This window comes from Ruegeria sp. BF6 (assembly GCF_056538665.1).
This window is the reverse complement of sequence record NZ_JBQFTN010000004.1, coordinates 75,766-95,513: the sequence shown is the minus strand read 5'-3', so window position 1 is coordinate 95,513 and position 19,748 is coordinate 75,766. Positions and strand designations below refer to the sequence as shown.

18 protein-coding genes are annotated in these 19,748 nt (G+C 60.7%); 10 read left to right on the top strand and 8 right to left on the bottom strand.

Annotation, left to right across the window (positions count from 1 at the left end; all coding sequences use genetic code 11):
* Nucleotides 1–80: 80 nt before the first annotated feature.
* Nucleotides 81–767 carry a rhomboid family intramembrane serine protease gene (locus ACR0IM_RS13050; protein ID WP_480682178.1) on the top strand — a complete coding sequence of 229 codons (687 nt, stop codon included), beginning with the start codon at nucleotides 81–83 and terminating at the stop codon, nucleotides 765–767.
* Here ACR0IM_RS13050 and murJ read toward each other — a convergent pair whose 3' ends face one another.
* From murJ to ACR0IM_RS13035, 3 genes are read right to left on the bottom strand one after another with little or no spacing between them, the layout of a single operon-like run.
* A complete protein-coding gene (murJ, locus tag ACR0IM_RS13045; RefSeq protein ID WP_480682177.1) occupies nucleotides 768–2,309 on the bottom strand; it encodes a murein biosynthesis integral membrane protein MurJ in 1,542 nt (513 codons plus the stop codon).
* Nucleotides 2,306–5,125 carry a [protein-PII] uridylyltransferase gene (locus ACR0IM_RS13040; protein ID WP_480592904.1) on the bottom strand — a complete coding sequence of 940 codons (2,820 nt, stop codon included), beginning with the start codon at nucleotides 5,123–5,125 and terminating at the stop codon, nucleotides 2,306–2,308. Before ACR0IM_RS13040 ends, murJ begins: the two co-directional genes overlap by 4 nt.
* Entirely contained in the window at nucleotides 5,085–6,257 is a 1,173-nt protein-coding gene (locus tag ACR0IM_RS13035) for a penicillin-binding protein activator (RefSeq protein WP_480592906.1), read from the bottom strand. Before ACR0IM_RS13035 ends, ACR0IM_RS13040 begins: the two co-directional genes overlap by 41 nt.
* An 88-nt stretch (nucleotides 6,258–6,345) precedes the next feature.
* Between ACR0IM_RS13035 and rsmI the strand changes: the two genes are divergently transcribed.
* The 3 genes from rsmI to gshB all read left to right on the top strand — a co-directional run bounded on the left by rsmI (nucleotide 6,346) and on the right by gshB (nucleotide 8,570).
* The gene (rsmI, locus tag ACR0IM_RS13030; RefSeq protein WP_480682176.1) at nucleotides 6,346–7,203 is read left to right on the top strand and encodes a 16S rRNA (cytidine(1402)-2'-O)-methyltransferase; all 858 of its coding nucleotides are present in this window, start codon (nucleotides 6,346–6,348) and stop codon (nucleotides 7,201–7,203) included.
* Between the two features lies 1 nt (nucleotide 7,204).
* On the top strand, nucleotides 7,205–7,576 hold the full coding sequence (locus ACR0IM_RS13025) for a YraN family protein (RefSeq protein WP_480682175.1): 372 nt from the start codon (nucleotides 7,205–7,207) through the stop codon (nucleotides 7,574–7,576).
* 61 nt (nucleotides 7,577–7,637) lie between these two features.
* On the top strand, nucleotides 7,638–8,570 hold the full coding sequence (gshB, locus tag ACR0IM_RS13020) for a glutathione synthase (protein ID WP_480682174.1): 933 nt from the start codon (nucleotides 7,638–7,640) through the stop codon (nucleotides 8,568–8,570).
* On the opposite strand, the gene ACR0IM_RS13015 is transcribed toward gshB, so the two are convergent.
* Genes ACR0IM_RS13015 through cobU form a run of 4 tightly spaced genes read right to left on the bottom strand, consistent with a single transcriptional unit; the run spans nucleotide 8,567 to nucleotide 12,166 of the window.
* Nucleotides 8,567–10,081 carry a YifB family Mg chelatase-like AAA ATPase gene (locus tag ACR0IM_RS13015; RefSeq protein WP_480682173.1) on the bottom strand — a complete coding sequence of 505 codons (1,515 nt, stop codon included), beginning with the start codon at nucleotides 10,079–10,081 and terminating at the stop codon, nucleotides 8,567–8,569. The genes gshB and ACR0IM_RS13015 overlap by 4 nt on opposite strands.
* Before the next feature lie 45 nt (nucleotides 10,082–10,126).
* A complete protein-coding gene (locus tag ACR0IM_RS13010; RefSeq protein WP_480641878.1) occupies nucleotides 10,127–11,011 on the bottom strand; it encodes a glutathione S-transferase in 885 nt (294 codons plus the stop codon).
* Between the two features lie 58 nt (nucleotides 11,012–11,069).
* Complete coding sequence (locus ACR0IM_RS13005) at nucleotides 11,070–11,648, bottom strand: histidine phosphatase family protein (RefSeq protein ID WP_480682172.1); 579 nt, start codon at nucleotides 11,646–11,648, stop codon at nucleotides 11,070–11,072.
* Nucleotides 11,645–12,166: a bifunctional adenosylcobinamide kinase/adenosylcobinamide-phosphate guanylyltransferase gene (gene cobU, locus ACR0IM_RS13000; protein WP_480641828.1), complete on the bottom strand. Its 522-nt coding sequence runs from the start codon at nucleotides 12,164–12,166 to the stop codon at nucleotides 11,645–11,647. Before cobU ends, ACR0IM_RS13005 begins: the two co-directional genes overlap by 4 nt.
* Nucleotides 12,167–12,266: 100 nt before the next feature.
* On the opposite strand from cobU, the gene ACR0IM_RS12995 reads away from it, so the two are divergent.
* From ACR0IM_RS12995 to ACR0IM_RS12970, 6 genes are all read left to right on the top strand, one after another.
* Complete coding sequence (locus tag ACR0IM_RS12995) at nucleotides 12,267–13,145, top strand: RNA polymerase factor sigma-32 (RefSeq protein ID WP_480592920.1); 879 nt, start codon at nucleotides 12,267–12,269, stop codon at nucleotides 13,143–13,145.
* The gene (locus ACR0IM_RS12990) at nucleotides 13,142–13,957 is read left to right on the top strand and encodes a ChaN family lipoprotein (RefSeq protein ID WP_480641829.1); all 816 of its coding nucleotides are present in this window, start codon (nucleotides 13,142–13,144) and stop codon (nucleotides 13,955–13,957) included. Before ACR0IM_RS12995 ends, ACR0IM_RS12990 begins: the two co-directional genes overlap by 4 nt.
* Before the next feature lie 63 nt (nucleotides 13,958–14,020).
* Nucleotides 14,021–15,217, top strand: coding sequence for a bifunctional phosphopantothenoylcysteine decarboxylase/phosphopantothenate--cysteine ligase CoaBC (gene coaBC / locus ACR0IM_RS12985; RefSeq protein WP_480682171.1), 1,197 nt, complete (start codon nucleotides 14,021–14,023; stop codon nucleotides 15,215–15,217).
* A 15-nt stretch (nucleotides 15,218–15,232) separates the two neighbouring features.
* Complete coding sequence (gene dut, locus ACR0IM_RS12980) at nucleotides 15,233–15,688, top strand: dUTP diphosphatase (protein WP_480682170.1); 456 nt, start codon at nucleotides 15,233–15,235, stop codon at nucleotides 15,686–15,688.
* Nucleotides 15,688–16,734 carry a HesA/MoeB/ThiF family protein gene (locus ACR0IM_RS12975; protein WP_480682168.1) on the top strand — a complete coding sequence of 349 codons (1,047 nt, stop codon included), beginning with the start codon at nucleotides 15,688–15,690 and terminating at the stop codon, nucleotides 16,732–16,734. The genes dut and ACR0IM_RS12975 overlap by 1 nt, the downstream gene beginning before the upstream one ends.
* A gap of 57 nt (nucleotides 16,735–16,791) precedes the next feature.
* The gene (locus tag ACR0IM_RS12970; RefSeq protein WP_480682167.1) at nucleotides 16,792–18,807 is read left to right on the top strand and encodes a M3 family metallopeptidase; all 2,016 of its coding nucleotides are present in this window, start codon (nucleotides 16,792–16,794) and stop codon (nucleotides 18,805–18,807) included.
* Here the strand turns inward: ACR0IM_RS12970 and ACR0IM_RS12965 are convergent.
* Nucleotides 18,804–19,736 (bottom strand): 2-hydroxyacid dehydrogenase, encoded by a 933-nt coding sequence (locus tag ACR0IM_RS12965; RefSeq protein WP_480682166.1) that lies wholly within the window; start codon nucleotides 19,734–19,736, stop codon nucleotides 18,804–18,806. The two genes, ACR0IM_RS12970 and ACR0IM_RS12965, sit on opposite strands and share 4 nt — an antisense overlap.
* Between the last annotated feature and the right edge of the window lie 12 nt (nucleotides 19,737–19,748).

Sequence of the window (19,748 nt, the reverse complement as noted above, 5' to 3'; positions counted from 1 at the left end):
GAACTCCCGTCTGGAAAAATAAGCCTCCGTCGCTTACCCATGAGGCCAAGGGACGTCAACCGCCGCGAAAGGCCAGCCCAATGAGCAGTGAGAATTTTACACCCGCCGTGAACCCCCTGCCGCCCGTGGTGGTGGCGTTGGTGCTGTTCATTATGGGAGTGGAACTGGCCTTTACCCTGGGTTCTCGCGGCTTGATCGGAGGGCCGTCGGCTGTGGGATGGCGTCTGGATGCGTTGCAGAGCTATTCGTTTTCGCCCGATATCTTCGACTGGATGGTTGAGAACGGGCGCTGGCCGTTCGAACATGTTGTTCGTTTCGTAACCTACCCGTTCGTTTCGGGCAGCTTCACTCAGGCTGTCTTTGTCTGTGTCTTTCTGCTGGCGATGGGCAAGATGGTGGCCGAGGTCTTTGGTGGGTTCCAAATGCTGGTGGTATTTGTGTTGTCTGGCATCGGCGGAGCGCTGGCCTATGCGCTGCTGCTGGACCCTAGCTATCCTTTGGTCGGAGGATTCCCGCCGGTTTACGGCTTGATCGGCGCGTTCACATGGTTGCTGTGGCGCAAGCTGTCACTGGTCGGGGAAAACCAACACCGGGCCTTTGGCCTGATCGCGGCATTGATGGGTATCCAACTGGTGTTTGGTCTGCTCTTCGGTGGCACCTCGGATTGGGTGGCTGATCTGGGCGGGTTTGCTACAGGCTTTGGACTTTCTTTCTTTCTGGCCCCGGGCGGTTGGGCGCGGATCGTTCGGCGCATTCGCCGCGACTGATCACGACCGGCGCAGAGCCTTTTTGAACTCGGATACTTCAAAGGCGCCGAACAGGTGGCCGAGGAAGAAATAGGAAGCGGCTGCAACTTTGATCAGGACAATCAACGCCAGATACCGCCATCCGGGCAGGTCGAAGGTCCAGCCGAACAGGTGGATGGCGGCGTAAAGCACAACGCCCATCCCCAATGACGCTGCCACGATGCGCCATGCCCGGTGTTTGAACCGGTCATCGAACCGCGCCTCTTCGCCCATGCGTCGTGCGCCGAGGATCAGTAGACCGACCATGGCCCAACCCGCAGCCGAGGCCGCAATCGCGGGTGCGATCCAGCCGACCAGCGGATAAAGACCGAAGGCGAGACCGGCATTCACGATCATTGCGAAGATGGCATAGTGGAACGGACTCCGCGTATCCTCGCGCGCGAAAAAAAGAGGTTGCAGCAGCTTTTGCAGCATGAAGGCGGGCAGGCCGATGCCATAGACGGCCACCGCCAGCGCTGTGGCCGTTGTGTCCTCGGCGCTGAACTGACCGCGCTCGAACAGGACCGAGACGATTGGGTTGGGCAGAACAACAAAGGCCACGGTCGAGGGGATGGTCAGTAGCAGGGTGAATTCGCCAGCACGGGAAAAGGCGTTGCGTGCGCCGTCCTTGTCTCCTGCCCGCAGGCGCCGCGACAGATCGGGCAGCAGGACGATACCGACGGCAATGCCCACGACGCCCAGAGGCAATTGATACAGCCGGTCCGCCGCAAACAGCCAGCTAACCGCCTTTTCAGTTTTCGAGGCCACAAGCTGCCCCACCACCAGATTGACCTGCGTGACGCCCATGGCGAGCGCTGCGGGGACGGCAATTCGAACCATACGGCGCATTTCGGGGCTGAGTTTAGGCAAGCCCGGGCGAATGCGAATGCCCGCTCGTTCGGTGGCGATCCAGACCAGCGCCAGTTGCGCGATGCCGGCCAGCGGGATGACGGAGATCAGCCATCGTATCACCTCGCCGCCCATCGCCGCTGAGGTGATAAGGGCTGCACAGGCAAAGATGTTCAGCAGAACTGGCGCGGCGGCGGCGGCGGCAAAGCGTCCGGTGGCATTCAGAACACCGGAAAACAGCGCTGCCAGCGACATGAACAGGATATAGGGGAAAACCACATACCCGTAGTCCACCGCCAGATCGAACCGTTCATCCCCGTGGAATCCCTCGGCAGTGATCCAGACCAAAGCGGGCATGAATACCATCGCTAGCCCGACCAGAGCCAGAACGGACACAGCCAGCAGGTTGAACGCGTCCTGCGCAAATCCTTCGGCGTTTTCATCCCCCTCCAGCCGTTTTGAAAACATCGGCACAAAGGCCGCGTTGAACGCGCCCTCGGCAAAGAAACGGCGGAACATGTTGGGCAGGCGGAAGGCGGCGACAAAGGCATCCATCACCGGACCCGGCCCGATAAAGGCGGTCAGCAGGATTTCCCGCAGGAACCCAAGAACCCGGCTGGCCAGCGTCCAGAAACCGACCGTAAACAGGCCTGAAAACAGCCGGATCTGCTTCATGAGGCCGCGCGCTCGGCGCCTTCGGTGATGGCTTTGCGCAGCTTGCCCTCAAGCGTGCGCTGCTTGCTTTCCGAATGGTATTTCAGCCCAAACATGTCCTTGACGTAAAACGTGTCCACTACCTGCTCGCCATAGGTCGCGATCACCGCATTGGCGATATAGACATTGGCGTCAGCCAGCGTGCGCGTCAGGTCGTACAGCAGGCCGGGACGGTCGCGGGTGTCGACCTCGATAATGGTGTAAATCTCGGACCCGTCATTGTCGAAGGTGACATGGGTCGGCACGTTGAATGCGCGCTCGCGTTTCTTGATCTTGTCGCGCGATTTCAGCGCGTCGCGGGCAACAACCTCGCCTTTCAGCGTCTTGTGGATCATCTGGGTCAGGCGCGGCAGGCGGCTGGCTTCGAACGGATGGCCCTCGGCATCCTGAATCCAGAACGCATCGGTTACGTAGCCGTCCTTGGTGGTATAGCTGCGGGCGTCCACAACATTCGCCCCGACCAGCGCCAGAGCCCCGGCGATCCGCGCAAAGATTCCAGGATGATCACCCATCGCGAAACAGGCGCGGGTAGCGTCGCGGTCTTCGTCGGGATGCAGACGAATTTCCATCTCACCGGGGTTGCCGCTGTGTTCCAGTGACCGCAGCATCTCGGCAAATTCTACATGAGTCGACAGGTTCAGACCCTGCCAATACGGCGGATAATGTCGCCCGGTCTCTGCCTTGAGGTCGGCTTTGGACCATTCGACCAGTTCAGCGCGCAGGGCCTTCTTGGCCTCGGTGCCGCGATTGGCGCGGTTGAGGTCTTCCATCCCGGTTTCCAGCGCGCGCTTGGTTTCGGCGTGCAGGGCGCGCAGCAGGGTGGCCTTCCAGTTGTTCCATGTATTTGGTCCGACGCCGCGAATATCGCAGACCGTCAATACCGTCAGCAGGTCTAACCGCTTGACCGTCTTCACCGCCTTGGCGAAATCGCGCACCGTGCGCGGGTCCGAGATGTCGCGTTTCTGCGCCATGTCCGACATCAGCAGGTGATAACGCACCAGCCATTCTACGGTTTCCGAATCCGCCTTGTTCAAACCCAGCCGGGGCGCAACCTTGCGGGCGATCTGCGCGCCAAGGATCGAGTGATCCTCAGGCCGTCCTTTGGCGATATCATGTAGTAGCAAAGCGACATACAGAACCTTGCGATTGACCCCGCCCTTCAGGATCGACGAAGCCAGAGGCAGGGATTCCACCAACTCTCCGCGTTCGATTTGGTTCAGGTTGACGATGCACTGGATCGTATGTTCATCGACTGTATAGCTGTGATACATATTGAACTGCATCATCGCCACGATGTGCTCGAACTCAGGCAGGAAGGCCGAGAGGACGCCCAGTTCGTTCATCCGCCGCAAGGCGCGTTCGGGGTTGCCGTGTTTTAGCATCAGATCAAGGAAGATACGCCGCGCTTCCTTGTTTTCGCGCATCTCTTCGTCGATCAGGTTCAGGTTGGCGCTGACCAAACGCATCGCATCCGGGTGGATCAACATGCCCGTCCGCAGGCCCTCTTCGAACAGGCGCAGCAGATTCAACTTGTCAGCCAGAAACGTCTCGGGATCGGCTACGTCCAGACGACCATGCACGACGGTATAGCCCGCCTTCACACGGGGACGGCGGCGAAAGATACGCTCCAGCAACGGCGCGCTCTTCACATGGGTCGCTTCCAGCTTGGTCAGGAAGATGCGCGTCAGCTCACCCACCCGCGTGGCTTCGCGGAAATAGCGCTGCATGAAGACTTCGACGCCGCGGCGTCCGGCGCGATCCTCGTACCCCATGCGGGCGGCAACCTCGACCTGCATGTCAAAGGTCAACTGCTCCGTTGCGCGACCGGTGACCAGATGCAAGTGAGAGCGCACCGCCCAGAGGAAATCTTCGGCCTTTACGAAAGTTTCAAACTCATCCGGTGTGAACAGGCCCAAGGGCACCAGTTCGGCCACATCCTGAACACCATAAATGTATTTCGCGATCCAATAGAGGGATTGAAGATCGCGCAGCCCTCCCTTGCCCTCTTTGACATTGGGCTCAACCACGTAACGCTGGCCCTGTTTCAGATGGCGCTCGTCGCGTTCCTGCAGCTTGGCTTCGATGAATTGTCGCTCGCTGCCCTTGAACAGGTCGGACTTCAGACGGGTTTCCAGTTCAACCCCAAGTTCCTTTTCCCCGGCCAGATAACGCTGTTCCAGCATGGCAGTACGGATGGTGAAATCCTCCGCGCCCAACCGCAGGCAATCTTTGATAGTGCGCGAGGAATGCCCGACCTTTAGTCGCAGATCCCAAAGGATATAGAGCATGGATTCAATCACGCTCTCGGCCCAGGCGGTGATCTTGTAGGGGGTCAGAAACAGCAGGTCGACATCGGACGATGGTGCCATCTCTCCGCGCCCGTAACCACCGACCGCCATCACGGCGATCTTTTCCCCCTGCGTCGGCGTGGCCAGCGGATGCAGGTCCTCGCTTGCAACCTTCATGGCGGTGCAGACGAGGCCGTCGGTCAGATAGGTATAGGAATGGGTCAGCCGCCGCGCATCAAAAGGGCGTTTGGCAAAGGCATCAGCAATGGCCTGGCGCCCGGCTTTCTGAGCGTCACGCAGAATACGCACGGTCTCATTCCTGCGGGCGGCATTGTCCGAGGTCTTCTCGAAGGCTTCCGACAGCTGCGCCATGACGGCGGCGCTGTCGAATATTTCATCGGCGGGGCAAATCAGCTCACCCTTGGTGGGCAGCGTCAGGCCCGGTCGATCAGAAACCGGCGCCTGTGAAGCTTTGTGGGGCAGGGTCAATCACTACTACCTGTTTATTCTGGATCGTGGCGACAGCCAGACCGCGTTCATTCGTACCGTTCGGGCGCAGGCGGAAGATGCCGCCAACGCCCTGGAAACCGGCGTTCTGTGTCAATGCCGACGCGGTCAGTGCGTTGGATTTACCCTGGCTGACCAGCGCAGCAATGGCCGCGATGCCGTCATAGGCCAGACCGCTGATCGGGTGAGGGGCTTCGCCATAAGTGTTGTTGTACCGCTGGCGAAACGCCTGCGCCTTGGACGGGTCAGGCAATGCGAACCAACCGCCTTGTACGCCGGGCAAGTCCAGTGTCTGCGGAGGGATATCCCAGCGTGTCAGGCCGATAAACTGTGTATTTGCCTGGGAAACACCCGCTTCGGGCAGCAATTGAGTGAAAAGCGGCAGAGCGCCAGCTGTGGTTGCTGTCAGAAATAGGGAATCAGCGCCCGACGCGTCCACTGTGGCTTTGACATTTGGCACCGCGCTGATGACACCCTGCTGTGACCGGTCGTAGCCGACCGAACCGGCATTGTTTACGCGGCTGCTGCCGAGAGCATTGGCAATGGCGCTTTGGCCCAGCTGGCCTGCAGCATCGTTGCTGTGGACGATGACCATATTGTTCTTTCCCTGCGACCCGGCGAAGCTGACCAGCCGATTGGCCGTGTTGTCAAAGGTTGGACCAAGGACGAACACGTTGCCGCCGGCAATGCTTGTGTTGTTTGAGAAGGACAGCACATTGACGTTATTGTTCAGCACCGCCAGGCCAGCGGAATTCGCCGCCTGCGCATAGACCGGCCCCAGAATGATCTTGGCTCCGTCGGCGACCGCGCGCTGCGCAACCTCTGCGGCTGTGTTCGAGCTGCCACGGGTATCATAGACACGCAGATCGATTTTGACGTTCTGCAGGTCGGCCATCGCCAGTCGGGCTGCGTTTTCAAGGCTGCGCGCCAGTGCTGCGTCGCCAGACTGACCCGATCCGGCGGGTACCAGCAGGGCGACAGGGACAGGTTCGGATGTGTTGATCGATGGTCCGCCGCCAATGGTGCTGACGTCACAGGCGGCCAGAAAGGCGGCAGTTGCCAGAACGGCGGCGGTGCGCGCCAGCTTGCGAACGGGCTTGCAAACGGTAAACATCTGAATGAAAACTCCCTGTCCCGGCGGCTTGGGGTGCCACCTATCTATTACGCCGCGATAATAAACGTCACGCTGTGAGGGTCCAGCTTTGAATTTCCAAAAAGTCAGATTGGGCGCCGGCCTGTATTTTGTTGCCACTCCAATCGGTACGGCACGCGATATCACGCTCAGAGCGCTGGATGTGCTGGCCTCGGCAGATATGATCGCGGCTGAGGATACCCGCAGCCTGCGCCGGTTGATGGAAATTCACGGTGTTCCCTTGGATGGACGGCGCATTCTGGCCTATCACGACCACAGCGGCGCGGGCGCTCGCGGAAAAATCTTAAACGCGCTGAGCGAAGGAAAATCAGTCGCATACGCGTCCGAGGCCGGAATGCCGCTGATCGCCGACCCAGGATATGATCTGGGGCGGCAGGCGGCCGAGGCCGGTCATGTGGTGACCTGTGCGCCGGGGCCGTCGGCAGCTTTGATGGCTCTGACTTTGGCAGGTTTGCCGACGGATGCGTTCTTTTTTGCTGGGTTTCTGCCCAACGCCTCTGGTGCCCGCCGATCGCGTATCGAGGCGCTGCGCGACGTGCCCGGAACGCTGGTGTTCTACGAGTCGCCAAAACGCGTCGCGGCCTGTCTTTCAGATCTGGCCGAGGTAATGGGGGAAAACCGCCCCGCCGCGATGTGCCGCGAACTGACCAAGAAGTTCGAAGAGGTTCGGCGCGGGTCTTTGGGTGAATTGGCGGCAGACCTGCAAGGGCAAACGATCAAAGGTGAGATCGTCCTGCTTGTGGATCGCGGACATTCGGAAACTGTTAACGATTCCGACGTAGAAGAGGCTCTGAAACGGGCTCTGGAGACCCATTCGGTTCGGGACGCGGCGGATCTGGTGTCTGAAATGTACAAGCTGCCGCGGCGTCCGATTTACCAGAAGGCCCTGAAACTGGGAAAGGGATGACATGACCGCGCGATCCGTTCGAAGTTCGGTTTCCTATCACGCCGGACAGGCGGCAGAGCAGCAGGTTGCATCCGACTATGAGCGGCGCGGGTTTTCAATCGCGTATCGTCGTTGGCGAAGCGCTGGGGGTGAGATCGACCTGATCGCCCGCAACGCAGAGGGCGTCGTTTTCATCGAAGTCAAGAAAAGCAGCAGTTTTGAGATGGCCGCAGCCAGGATCAACCGTCGCCAGATGAACCGGATTTACGCCTCGGCCGCTCAGTTTCTGGAAACTGAACCGCGCGGGCAACTGACCAATGCCCGGTTCGACGCCGCGTTGGTGGACGCCTCGGGGGCTGTTCAAATCATCGAAAACGCCTTTGGTCAGGCCTGATCCCCATTGAACCCATGGCCCCGCTGGGCCATGTATCGGGCGTAAAATTGAGGGACACGCCATGAAAATCGCCTTTCAGATGGACCCGATCGGGGCCGTGGATATCAATGCAGACAGCTCATTCCGTCTGGCCGAAGAGGCACAGGCGCGCGGGCACACGCTGTTTTTCTACGGGCCCGACCAGCTGGCCTATCAGCAAGGGCGGATCACCGCGCGCGGTCATGACATGACCGTTCAGCGCGTGGCAGGTAACCCGGCTGAGCTCGGTTCGGAACGTGAGGTTGATCTGGCAGATTTCGACGTGATCTGGCTGCGTCAGGACCCGCCGTTCGACATGCACTACATCACGTCGACCCACCTGCTGGATCGCCTGAAAGGTCAGGCGCTGGTGATCAATGATCCGTTCTGGGTGCGTAACTACCCCGAAAAACTGCTGGTTTTGGATTTTCCCGACCTGACACCGCCGACCACGATTGCGCGCGACCTTCAGACCATCAAGGCGTTCAAGGAAAAGCATGGCGATGTCATCCTCAAGCCGCTTTATGGCAATGGCGGTGCGGGCGTGTTCCGGCTGGATGCGAATGACCGCAATCTGACCTCGCTGCACGAATTGTTCACCGGGTTCTCGCGCGAGCCGCTGATTGTTCAGAAATTTCTGCCTGATGTCAGCAATGGCGACAAACGGGTGATCCTGGTTGATGGAGAGCCTGTCGGCGCGATCAACCGTGTGCCAGCCAAGGGTGAAACACGCTCGAACATGCATGTCGGCGGCAGGCCGGAAAAGATCGGCCTGTCTGAACGGGATCTTGAGATTTGCGCCGCGATTGGACCTCTGCTGAAGGAAAAAGGGCAGGTCTTTGTCGGGATTGACGTGATCGGCGACTACCTGACCGAGATCAACGTGACCTCTCCGACAGGTATTCAGGAGCTTGAGCGGTTTGACGGCGTGAACATCGCCGAAAAGATCTGGCAGGCGATCGAGGCCAAGCTTTAAGACGCGACCTTGGCACTGATGCGAAAGCTCAGCGCCTCGGCGACGTGGGGGCGACGGACATTCGATTCGCCATCCAGATCGGCGATCGTGCGCGCCACGCGCAGGATGCGGTGAAATGCGCGGGCGGATAGGCCGAACCGTTCGGCCGCTTTCAGCAATAGTTCTTTGCCTTCGGCATCAGGGGAGGCGATTTCCTCCAGCACGTTACCCTCTACATCTGCGTTCTGGCGGGTTCCCGCTGTCTCGCGGAACCGCTCCGCCTGAATGGCACGCGCGGCATCGACCCGTGCGGCAACGATGGCCGAGCTGTCGCCTGATGGTGGCAGGTCGAGATCGGTGAACCCCACCGGAGGCACCTCGATCCGCAGATCGAACCGGTCCATCAACGGGCCGGAAATCCGCCCCAGATAATCTTCGCCACACACAGGCGCGCGCGAACAGGCGCGGGCCGGGTCGGTCAGGTATCCGCACTTGCACGGGTTGGCGGCAGCCACCAACATGAACCGGCAAGGATATTTCACATGAGCATTGGCGCGGGCGACCATGACCTCGCCTGTTTCAATCGGTTGTCGAAGGGTTTCCAGGACGGTGCGCGGGAACTCGGGGAATTCGTCCATGAACAGAACGCCATTATGAGCGAGTGAGATTTCCCCCGGTTTCGCCCCTTTGCCGCCCCCGACGATAGCGGCCATCGAGGCTGTGTGGTGCGGCTCGCGAAACGGGCGGGTGCGGCTGATGCCGCCTTCATCCAACAACCCGCACAGGGATTGGATCATTGAGGTTTCCAATGCTTCGGTCGGGGTTAGTGGTGGCAGGATACCAGTCAAACGCGCGGCCAACATGGATTTACCCGACCCAGGCGTACCGATCATTATCAGGTGGTGGCGCCCGGCGGCAGCGATCTCTAACGCGCGTTTGGCCCGTTCCTGTCCTTTCACATCGCGCAGATCGCGGGGGCTGGGCGCAAGGTTTACTTCTCCGGGTTGGGCGGCTGGCAAAGGTGACTGGCCCGAGAAATGGCGCACCACTTCTCCCAATGAACCGGCACCGATCACTTGCGTGGCATCTACCCACGCGGCCTCAGCGCTGGACGCGCGTGGGCACAGCAACGTGCGATCCTCGGCGGCGGCGGTCATGGCGGCGGGCAGGGCGCCTACGACAGGCACCAGCGAGCCGTCCAGAGATAACTCACCCAAAGAAACCGCGCCTTCGGCGGCATCGGGCGGTATGATCTCCAGTGCGGACAGCAAGGCCACGGCAATGGGCAGGTCGAAGTGACTGCCCTCTTTCGGCAGGTCGGCAGGGGACAGGTTGATGGTGATCCGTTTCGACGGCAGCGCGATGGCCATCGAGCTTAGCGCGCTGCGGATACGGTCGCGGGCCTCGGACACGGCCTTATCTGGCAGGCCGACGATGGAAAAGGCGGGCAGCCCAGGTGAGACGGCGCATTGCACCTCGACCGGGCGGGCATCGACCCCTTGGAAAGCGACGGTATGAGAGCGAGCGACCATGAACGACCTTTTTGGTTAACAAGTCGTTGCTGCCATGATCGCGGTTTAAGAATCGTTAACGGCGTCCGTCATTGCGGTGAATTTTGGCCAAGCCCCCGGATCTGCGACGGTTTTGTCGCGGCAGAAGCGGTTACAGAAGCCCCAACGCTGCCCGTTCAACTCCAGAAAATGCGTGACCACTTTGCCGGAATAGGGGCAAAACTCGTTGAGAGATGGTCCGTTATCCATGGCCTGCGCGTCAGTACTCGCTCCGACAGGCCAGGCCTGCGTCGACAGGTTCAGGTCGTATGGGAACGGCTCATAGCTTACGGTCCGTCCCATGGCGCGCCATTGCCGTGTTGCGGGGTCAGACAACAGGCCCAAGCAATAGTCTCTGCTCGCCTCGGAGACCGGCAGGCCATACCCGATGATCCGCGCAGCCACCGGAGTATAGAAGACGTCGGCCAGAGAATAGTTTCCGAACAAAGGCCCAGTCTTGGCACCGGACACTGTGCGGGCGTGGGACCACAAGGTTTCGACCCGCTCCAGATCACTCACTGCCTCAGGCGACGGGACAAACCCCTGCCAGCAGTGCATCAACTGCATCGGGCATTCCCCGCGCAAGGCGTTGAACCCGGCCACCATCTCGGCGCAGAGCCACCGTGCGGTTGCGCGGGCGGAGGGGGCCGCGGGCCACAACCCGGCCTCGGGATGCCGTTCGGCCAATGTCTCGGCCATCGCGAGGCTTTCACCAACGACCGTACCGTCAGGCAGGCGCAGGGCGGGCACAAGGCGCGCCGGGGCCAGCGGTTTCATATCCTCGACCATGGTGCCGGAATAGAGGCCGATCATGTGGCTTCGATAGGGCAGGCCGAACTTTTCCAGCATCAGCCAGCCGCGCATGGACCAGCTGGAAAACAGACGGTCTCCGATAAACAAATCATAGGTCATGCCGCTACGATGGCGCAGCAGGACCATTCCGTAAATCAGTGATTTGTGCGGGGTGTAATCACGGGAGGTGATTGATCCGCCCAACCGACCAGCGGTCGCCAAAATGGGTGATTTCAGTGACCGAGAGGTTGTCGATCCGGTGGCTGAACGTCTCTTGCGCATCAACCCCAAGCGCGCGCTGCACTTGCGTCAAGATCACGCCGAAATGGGCCACGATGATCAGATCGCGCCCGGTGTGGTCGGTGATCAGCCGATCGATTACGGCATCCACGCGGGTCCGAACCTCATTCCAGCTTTCGCCTTTGGGCGGACGCACGTCGCCGGGGTTGTCCCAATAAGCGAAGGTGAGGTCGGGGTCTTCGGCCTCGATTTCCTTGAAACTGCGCAGTTCCCACGTGCCGAAATGAATCTCTCGCAGGTCACGGTGATGCGGTAGGCGCTGGCGGGTGCCCTGAATGGCCGAGGCGGTGTCCGCGGCGCGGGACAGGTCAGACGAGATCACCAGAGCCTCGACCGGAAGGTGATCATGCAGCCGCGCGATTGCCGCCTGATCGCTGAGGTCCGCAGGCAGGTCGGACCAGCCAACCATGGTTTTCGCATGGGTCGGCCCGTGGCGGACAAGATGCAGCCGAGTCACGGCAATTGCCCTTTCAGCACCAGAGGCAGCCCAGCGGTGACCTGCACCGCCAGATCGGCATGTGCCGCCAGCGCGATATTCAACCGACCCTGAGCCTCGCGGAACCGGCGGGACAGGGTGTTGTCGGGGACGATGCCATGGCCGACCTCGTTCGAGACGATGACAACTGTAGCGCGGCAGGATTTCAGCGCCTGCAACAGATCCGTTTGTACCCGATCCAAGTCGTTTTCGGCCAGCAGATGGTTGGTCAGCCACATCGTGGCACAGTCGATCAAACAGACATGGTCTGGGGTTAGCTCGGCCAGAACGGGGCCCAGATCGAATGGCGCTTCCACGGTCGCCCAACCTTCGCCCCGCTGGGCAATGTGGCGTCGGATCTTATCGCGCATCTCGTCATCAAACACTTGTGATGTTGCGAGATAGATCCGGTTTTTCCCTGATGAAACAACAAGTTGTTCGGCAAATACCGACTTTCCCGAGGCCGCTCCGCCCAACACAAAGGTTAAATCCGGATACACTATAATTACCTTTCATGTGATCCACCCGGTTTTGTTCTGCGTATCGACCCTAGGTCGGCAAGGCAAGTCCGGCCCGCGCCTGTGAAAAGGGGAGATTTCCATGGCACTGGACAATGCGAACGATTTTTCGATGTCCCGGCAAGCGATGAAGGCCGAACTGCTGGACGCGGAGACCGAACTGAAACTGGCCTATGCGTGGCGTGATGATCGCGACGAACAGGCGCTGCACCGGCTGATCACGGCCTATATGCGGTTGGCGATTTCCATGGCGGCCAAGTTTAAACGCTATGGCGCGCCGATGAACGATCTGATCCAGGAAGCCGGTTTGGGCCTGATGAAAGCCGCCGACAAGTTCGACCCTGACCGCGGTGTGCGCTTTTCGACCTATGCTGTCTGGTGGATCAAGGCCAGCATTCAGGATTACGTGATGCGCAATTGGTCGATGGTGCGAACCGGATCGACCTCGTCTCAGAAATCCCTGTTCTTCAACATGCGCCGGGTTCAGGCGCGCCTTGAGCGCGAAGCTGCGACCGAGGGGATGGATTTGGACCGCCACCAGTTGCATCAGATGATCGCCGCCGAGATCGGCGTCCCTCTGCGCGACGTCGAGATGATGGAGGGCCGGTTGTCCGGGTCCGATTTCTCGCTGAACGCGGTGCAGTCGGCTGATGAGGACGGGCGCGAGTGGATCGACGCGCTGGAAGATGAACGTGCTCAGGCCGCCGAGATGGTCGAGAATAACCATGACACCGAACAGCTGCGCGAATGGCTGGTGATGGCCATGCAGGCACTGAACGATCGCGAACGCTTTATCGTGCGCGAACGCAAGCTGCGTGAACCGTCCCGTACGCTGGAAAGTCTGGGGCAGGAGCTTGGCCTGTCCAAGGAACGTGTACGTCAGCTTGAGGCCGCGGCCTTCGTGAAAATGCGCAAGAACCTTGAAGCTCAATCGCGTGAGGTGCAACACTTCATCGCATGAGACAGCTTGCGATTCTGCTTTGTGCACTTGTGGTTATGGCCCGACCTGGCCATGCCGAAAATCTGATACCGTATGATGTTCTGGCCGCGATGACTGAAGCGGACGTGGTGATTCTGGGTGAGGTTCACGACAACCCTCAGCACCACGTTGTTCAGGCCGAGGCGTTGAAGGCCATAAACCCATCAGCCGTTGTATGGGAAATGGTGACCGAGGAAGGCGCGCAGCGCCTTGCGGACAAGGCTGTATCCGACCCCGAGGAGCTCGCGCGTATTCTAAAGTGGATCGAATCCGGCTGGCCGCCGCTCAGCATGTATTACCCGGTGTTTCAGGCCTCGGACGCGCCGGTTTATGGCGCAATGGTCCCGCGTACAGCCGCCCGTGCGGCGATGGAGCGGGGCGCAGCCACGGCCTTGGGGGCGGATGCGGCGCGGTTTGGTCTGACCGTTCCGCTACCGGCTGACGAACAGGCCGCGCGAGAGGCCGATCAACTGGCCGCTCATTGCAATGCGATCCCGGAAAGCGCTTTGCCGCAGTTGGTCGCCATTCAAAGGCTGCGCGATGCGGTGTTGACCCGTGCCATCCTGCGCGCGACGGATGAGACCGGCGGACCGGTCGCGGTGATTACGGGCAACGGCCACGCTCGCAAGGACCGGGGCATTCCGACCTTTCTGTCTCGAATGCGCCCTGGATTGAAAGTGTTCGTGCTGGGCCAGTCCGAGGACGGGTTGGTGAATGGGGAATTCGATGCCGTGATCGATAGCCCAAGTGTTGAGCGCGAAGACCCTTGCTTGGCGTTTCAAACATCCAATTAACCGCTGGAACTGTCCGGCCCGCTTGCCTAATGTCTGGGCCGACCGGGACGAGAAGGGCACAACATGCTGGCATCGAAACGCATTCTGCTGATCATCGGTGGCGGGATCGCGGCTTATAAGTCGCTGGATCTGATCCGGCGCCTGAGGGAACGTGGCGCGTCTGTGAAACCCGTGCTGACCCGTGCGGCCGAGGAATTCGTGACGCCTCTGTCGGTGTCTGCCTTGGCTGGAGAGAAAGTCTATCGCGACCTGTTCGACCTGACGGATGAGGCCGAGATGGGGCATATTCAATTGTCCCGTTCGGCTGATCTGATCGTTGTGGCCCCGGCGACTGCTGATTTGATGGCGAAGATGGCCGGGGGGCTGGCCAATGACCTGGCCTCGACCCTGCTGATGGCGACCGATACGCCGGTTCTTTGTGCACCAGCGATGAATGTGCGGATGTGGGATCATCCCGCCACGCAGCGCAACTTGAAACAACTGCAAGCGGATGGCGTCCGTTTTGTCGGCCCGAACGAGGGCGACATGGCTTGCGGCGAATTCGGCCCTGGCCGTATGTCGGAACCGCTGGAGATCGTCGCGGCGATCGAGACGGAGCTGGGTGACGGCCCGCTGAACGGCAAACGCGTGCTTGTAACCTCGGGGCCGACGCATGAACCCATCGACCCGGTACGATATATCGCCAACCGCTCGTCCGGGGCGCAGGGCGCGGCGGTCGCCCGTGCGCTGGCTGCGCTGGGGGCTGAGGTGGTGTTTGTAACCGGCCCTGCAGATGTACCGCCGCCAGACGGGGTTCAAGTTGTGCCGGTGGAAACCGCGCAACAGATGTCCGACGCGGTTGATGCGGCGCTACCTGTCGATGCGGGTGTGTTTGCGGCGGCTGTTGCCGACTGGCGCGTGGCCAGTGCCTCGGACAAGAAACTGAAAAAAAGCCGCGACGGATTGCCCGTGCTGGAGTTTGCCGAAAATCCGGACATCCTGAAGCGTGTCTCGCATATGGACGCAGGCCGCCCCGCGCTGGTCGTTGGGTTCGCGGCTGAAACCGACAATGTGGTCGAACACGCCACCGCCAAACGAGGGCGCAAGGGCTGTGACTGGATCGTAGCCAATGATGTCAGCCCGGCGACGGGGATCATGGGCGGGTCCGAGAATGCGGTGATCCTGATTTCAGACGACGGCGCCGAGGAATGGCCGCGCATGGGCAAGGATGAAGTGGCCAAGCGTCTGGCACGAAAGATCGCCGACGCGTTGACCAGCTAAACCAAAGGAGCAGTGATGGTTGCTATTCGTGTGATCCGAGAGGAAGGGTCTGATCCGTCAGTCCCGCTGCCATCTTATGAAACCTCCGGGGCAGCCGGGGCGGATGTGCGGGCGAATCTGCCGGACGGGGCCTCGATCACGCTGGAACCCGGCCAGCGCGCTTTGGTGCCAACGGGCTTGCGGATCGAGATTCCGAAGGGCTTTGAGGTTCAGGTGCGTCCTCGCTCGGGTCTGGCGCTGAAACACGGCATCACCCTGCCCAACACTCCGGGGACGATTGACAGTGACTATCGCGGCCCGCTCGGCGTGATCGTCCTGAACGCCGGGCAAGAGACGTTCGAAGTCACCCATGGTGAGCGCATTGCCCAACTGGTGGTTGCCCCCGTAGTGCAGGCCGCGTTCGAGCCGGTGGAGGCGCTCAGCGACACAATCCGCGGCGCAGGTGGCTTCGGCTCGACCGGGCGCGGCTGATGCTGCTGGTCCTGATTCTGGCTGCGGGTCTCTGGGGGATCGGCTATCTGGCCGGAGTGTCCAGGGCGGCTCGCATGACCTCGGTCGGGGTTCTGCTGCTGGGCGTGATTACAGCCCAGCTGGTTCTGCCAGATGGTAATCCGTTGCGTGAGGCGACTGGCGGCTCTGCGGCGCTGTGGCTGATCTTGGGTGGCGCGGCCATTCTGGTTCTGGTTTACGGAAGGTTTCTGAAAGCGCTGAGAAACCGCGCAGCACCTGCCGCCACCAAGGAGCCCACGATGCCATCCGACCAATTCTCTGAGATCGAACTGGAACGTTACGCCCGCCACATCGTCCTGCGAGAACTGGGCGGACCCGGTCAAAAAAAGATGAAAAAGGCCCGTGTGCTGGTCATTGGCGCCGGGGGCCTAGGCGCGCCTGCGTTGCAATACCTCGCTGCTGCCGGAGTGGGTACCATCGGCGTGATCGACGATGATGAGGTTGAAAACGCCAACCTGCAACGGCAGGTGATTCATCGCGACGCCGATATCGGGATGCCCAAAGTCTTTTCGGCGCAGCAGGCGATGGAGGCGCAGAACCCCAATGTCACGGTTCTTCCCTATCACCGTCGCCTGACCCATGAGATCGCTCATGATCTTTTCGCCGATTTCGATCTGATCCTTGATGGCACCGACAATTTTGAAAGCCGCTATCTGGCCAACCGCACCGCGACAGCATTGGGCAAACCCCTTATTTCGGGCGCATTGTCGCAATGGGAAGGACAACTGAGTGTCTTTGACCCCGCCAATGATGCGCCCTGCTATCAGTGCATTTTCCCCGAGGCACCGGCCCCCGGCTTGGCGCCCTCCTGCGCCGAGGCGGGTGTGATTGGCCCCTTGCCCGGCGTGGTCGGTTCGATGATGGCGGTTGAGGCAATCAAGGTGCTCACCGGGGCCGGGCAGGCCCTGCGCGGCGAGATGCTGATATATGACGCGCTTTATGGCGAAAGCCGCAAGATCACCCTGTCGCGCCGTGCCGATTGTCCGATTTGTGGCTCGGGGGCGTAACCCCGCTCTGGATCATCCGGCCTGCCGTTCCTAACTCTGTGGTCAAAGGAGACACGCATGACCAATCCGATCCTGTCCGACTGGACCACACCGTTTGAAATCGCACCATTTGCCGAAATTGCGGATGACGATTTCGCTCCCGCTCTGGATAAGGCGATGCAGGCCCATAACGCTCAGATCGACGCGATTGCGGGTAACCCGGACACCCCCACCTTTGCCAACACGATCGAGGCTCTCGAAGCCGCGGGTGAGGAAATGGACAAGGTTCTGTCGGTGTTCTTCACCGTCGTCGGGGCGGACAGCAACCCGGCGCGCGAGAAGTTGCAGCGTGAATTCTCACCCAAGCTGGCGGCCCATTTCTCGGGGATTTCGTCGAACAAGGCGCTGTTTCAGCGCGTGGCCGATCTGTGGGCGCGCAAGGACGAACTGAACCTGACCGACGAGCAGGCGCGGGTTCTGATGCTGACCCATCGGGGGTTCGTACGGTCCGGTGCGGCGCTTGAGGGCGATAAGGACGCCCGGATGCAAGAGATCAAGGCGCGGCTGGCCTCGCTGGGGACCTCCTTTACTCAAAATCTGCTGGCTGATGAACGCGATTGGTTCATGGACCTGTCAGAGGGTGATCTGGAAGGTCTGCCGGGTTTCGTGGTGGATGCCGCCCGTGCCGCAGGGCAGGAAAAGGGCGCGGCGGGACCGGTGGTAACCCTGTCGCGGTCCCTGATCGTACCGTTCCTGCAATTCTCACCCCGCCGCGATCTGCGGGAAAAGGCCTATCGCGCCTGGACCGCACGGGGTGCTAACGGCAAAGAGACTGACAACCGCGAGAGCGCCGCCGAAATCCTGCAGCTGCGCGAGGAACGGGCCGAGCTGCTGGGCTATGACAGTTTCGCGGCTTACAAGCTGGAAACGGAGATGGCCCGCACACCGGACAAGGTCCGGGATCTGCTGATGCAGGTGTGGGAGCCGGCCAAGACCCGTGCCGATGCGGACGCCAAAATCCTGACGCAGATGATGCAGGAAGACGGCGTCAATGGTCCGCTGGAGGCTTGGGACTGGCGCTACTACGCCGAGAAACGCCGCAAGGCCGAGCATGATCTGGATGAGGCGGCGCTGAAGCCCTATCTGCAATTGGACCGTATGATCGAGGCGTCCTTTGCCTGCGCCAATCGCCTGTTCGGACTGGAATTCGCACCGCTGGATGTACCGCTCTATCACCCCGATTGCCGGGCGTGGGAGGTTACGCGCAATGGGCGGCATATAGCAGTGTTCATCGGCGATTACTTCGCGCGGGGATCGAAACGCTCGGGCGCGTGGTGCAGCGCGATGCGGTCGCAGGCAAAGTTCCCCAAGATGCAGGCGCCGGTCGTGATCAATGTCTGCAATTTCGCCAAGGGCGATCCGGCACTGTTGTCTTATGACGATGCGCGCACGTTGTTCCATGAATTTGGCCATGCCCTGCACCAGATGCTGTCAAATGTGACCTATGAAAGCATCTCGGGTACGTCGGTTGCGCGGGATTTCGTAGAACTGCCCAGCCAACTTTACGAACACTGGCTGGAGGTCCCCGAGGTTCTGGCCGAGTTCGCGACCCATGCCGAGACCGGAGAAGCAATGCCGCAGGAGATGCTGGATAAACTGCTGAAGGCAGCTAATTTCGATCAGGGGTTCCAAACGGTGGAATACGTCGCCTCGGCGCTGGTCGATCTTGCGTTCCATGACGGTGCGGCTCCGACCGATCCGATGGCGAAACAGGCCGAGGTGCTGGCCGAGATTGGGATGCCACACGCAATCGGAATGCGTCATGCGACGCCGCACTTTTCGCATGTATTTGCGGGCGATGGCTATAGCTCGGGCTATTACAGCTATATGTGGTCCGAGGTGATGGATGCCGACGCGTTTGCGGCGTTCGAAGAGGCGGGCGGCGCATTCGACCCGGAACGAGCCAAAGCGTTAGAGGCAAACATCTTGTCCACTGGTGGCTCACGTGAGGCCGAGGAGCTATACCTCGCCTTCCGTGGCCGGTTGCCGGGGGTTGAGGCTTTGTTGAAAGGGCGTGGTTTGATCGCGCCCTAGTACCCCAAGTCGCGATCGACGAGGTGCAGGAAAGGTTTGCCTTCCTCACCGCGGCGGATGTTCTCACAAATCACTTGCGCCGCTGTCACCGGCCGCGTCTCCGAGGCGATGTGCGGGGTCACCGTCACATTCGGATGCGCCCAATAGGGATGATCCGCAGGCAACGGTTCGACCCGGAACACATCCAGCGTGGCGTGGCCGACCTGACCGGAGTTCAGCGCGTCCAACAGGGCGTCGTCATCAATCAGTGGCCCCCGGCCCGGGTTGATGATGCGTGCGCCTTTGGGCAGCAGGGCCAGGTTTTCGGCATTCAGGGTATTTACCGTAGCGGGCGTGTCCGGCAGCAGCAGAACCACGATCTCTGCCCGTGAAAGCGCAACGCGCAACCCATCGTCGCCATACAGGCATGTGACGCCAGCAATCTCTTTGGCTGAGCGGCTCCAGCCGGTGACGTCAAAGTTCAACGCGGACAAAGCGCGAGCCGCAGCCTCGCCCAACGCGCCAAGCCCCAGAATGCAAATCCGGCGTTCGGTGGCCAAAGGCGGTGCGTCAGGTGCCCAGACACCATCCTGAGCGATGATATGCTGATCCATTCCAAGGTGATATCGCAGCACGTGGCCGACGACCCATTCCGTCATGCCTTGCGTCAGGCCGTGATCCACCATCCGCGCCAGCGGGACGGTCAGGGTCCCATTGCCCGCGATCTTCTCGACCCCGGCCCAGAGGCTGAGCACGGCCTTCAATCGCGCGTAGGGGGTGAAATCCAGCAGGCCTGCGTTCGGGGCATAGACGATATAGTCCACCTGGTCCGGTTCGAATTCGGTGGCAAGGCGAAAGTCCAGCCTGACCTGTGTCAGGTACTTGGTCAGCAGTGGTTCGTAAACAGGCCACAGGGCAGGGCGCGCGGAAAACAGGATGTTCACGGGCATAGCAGGCCTTTC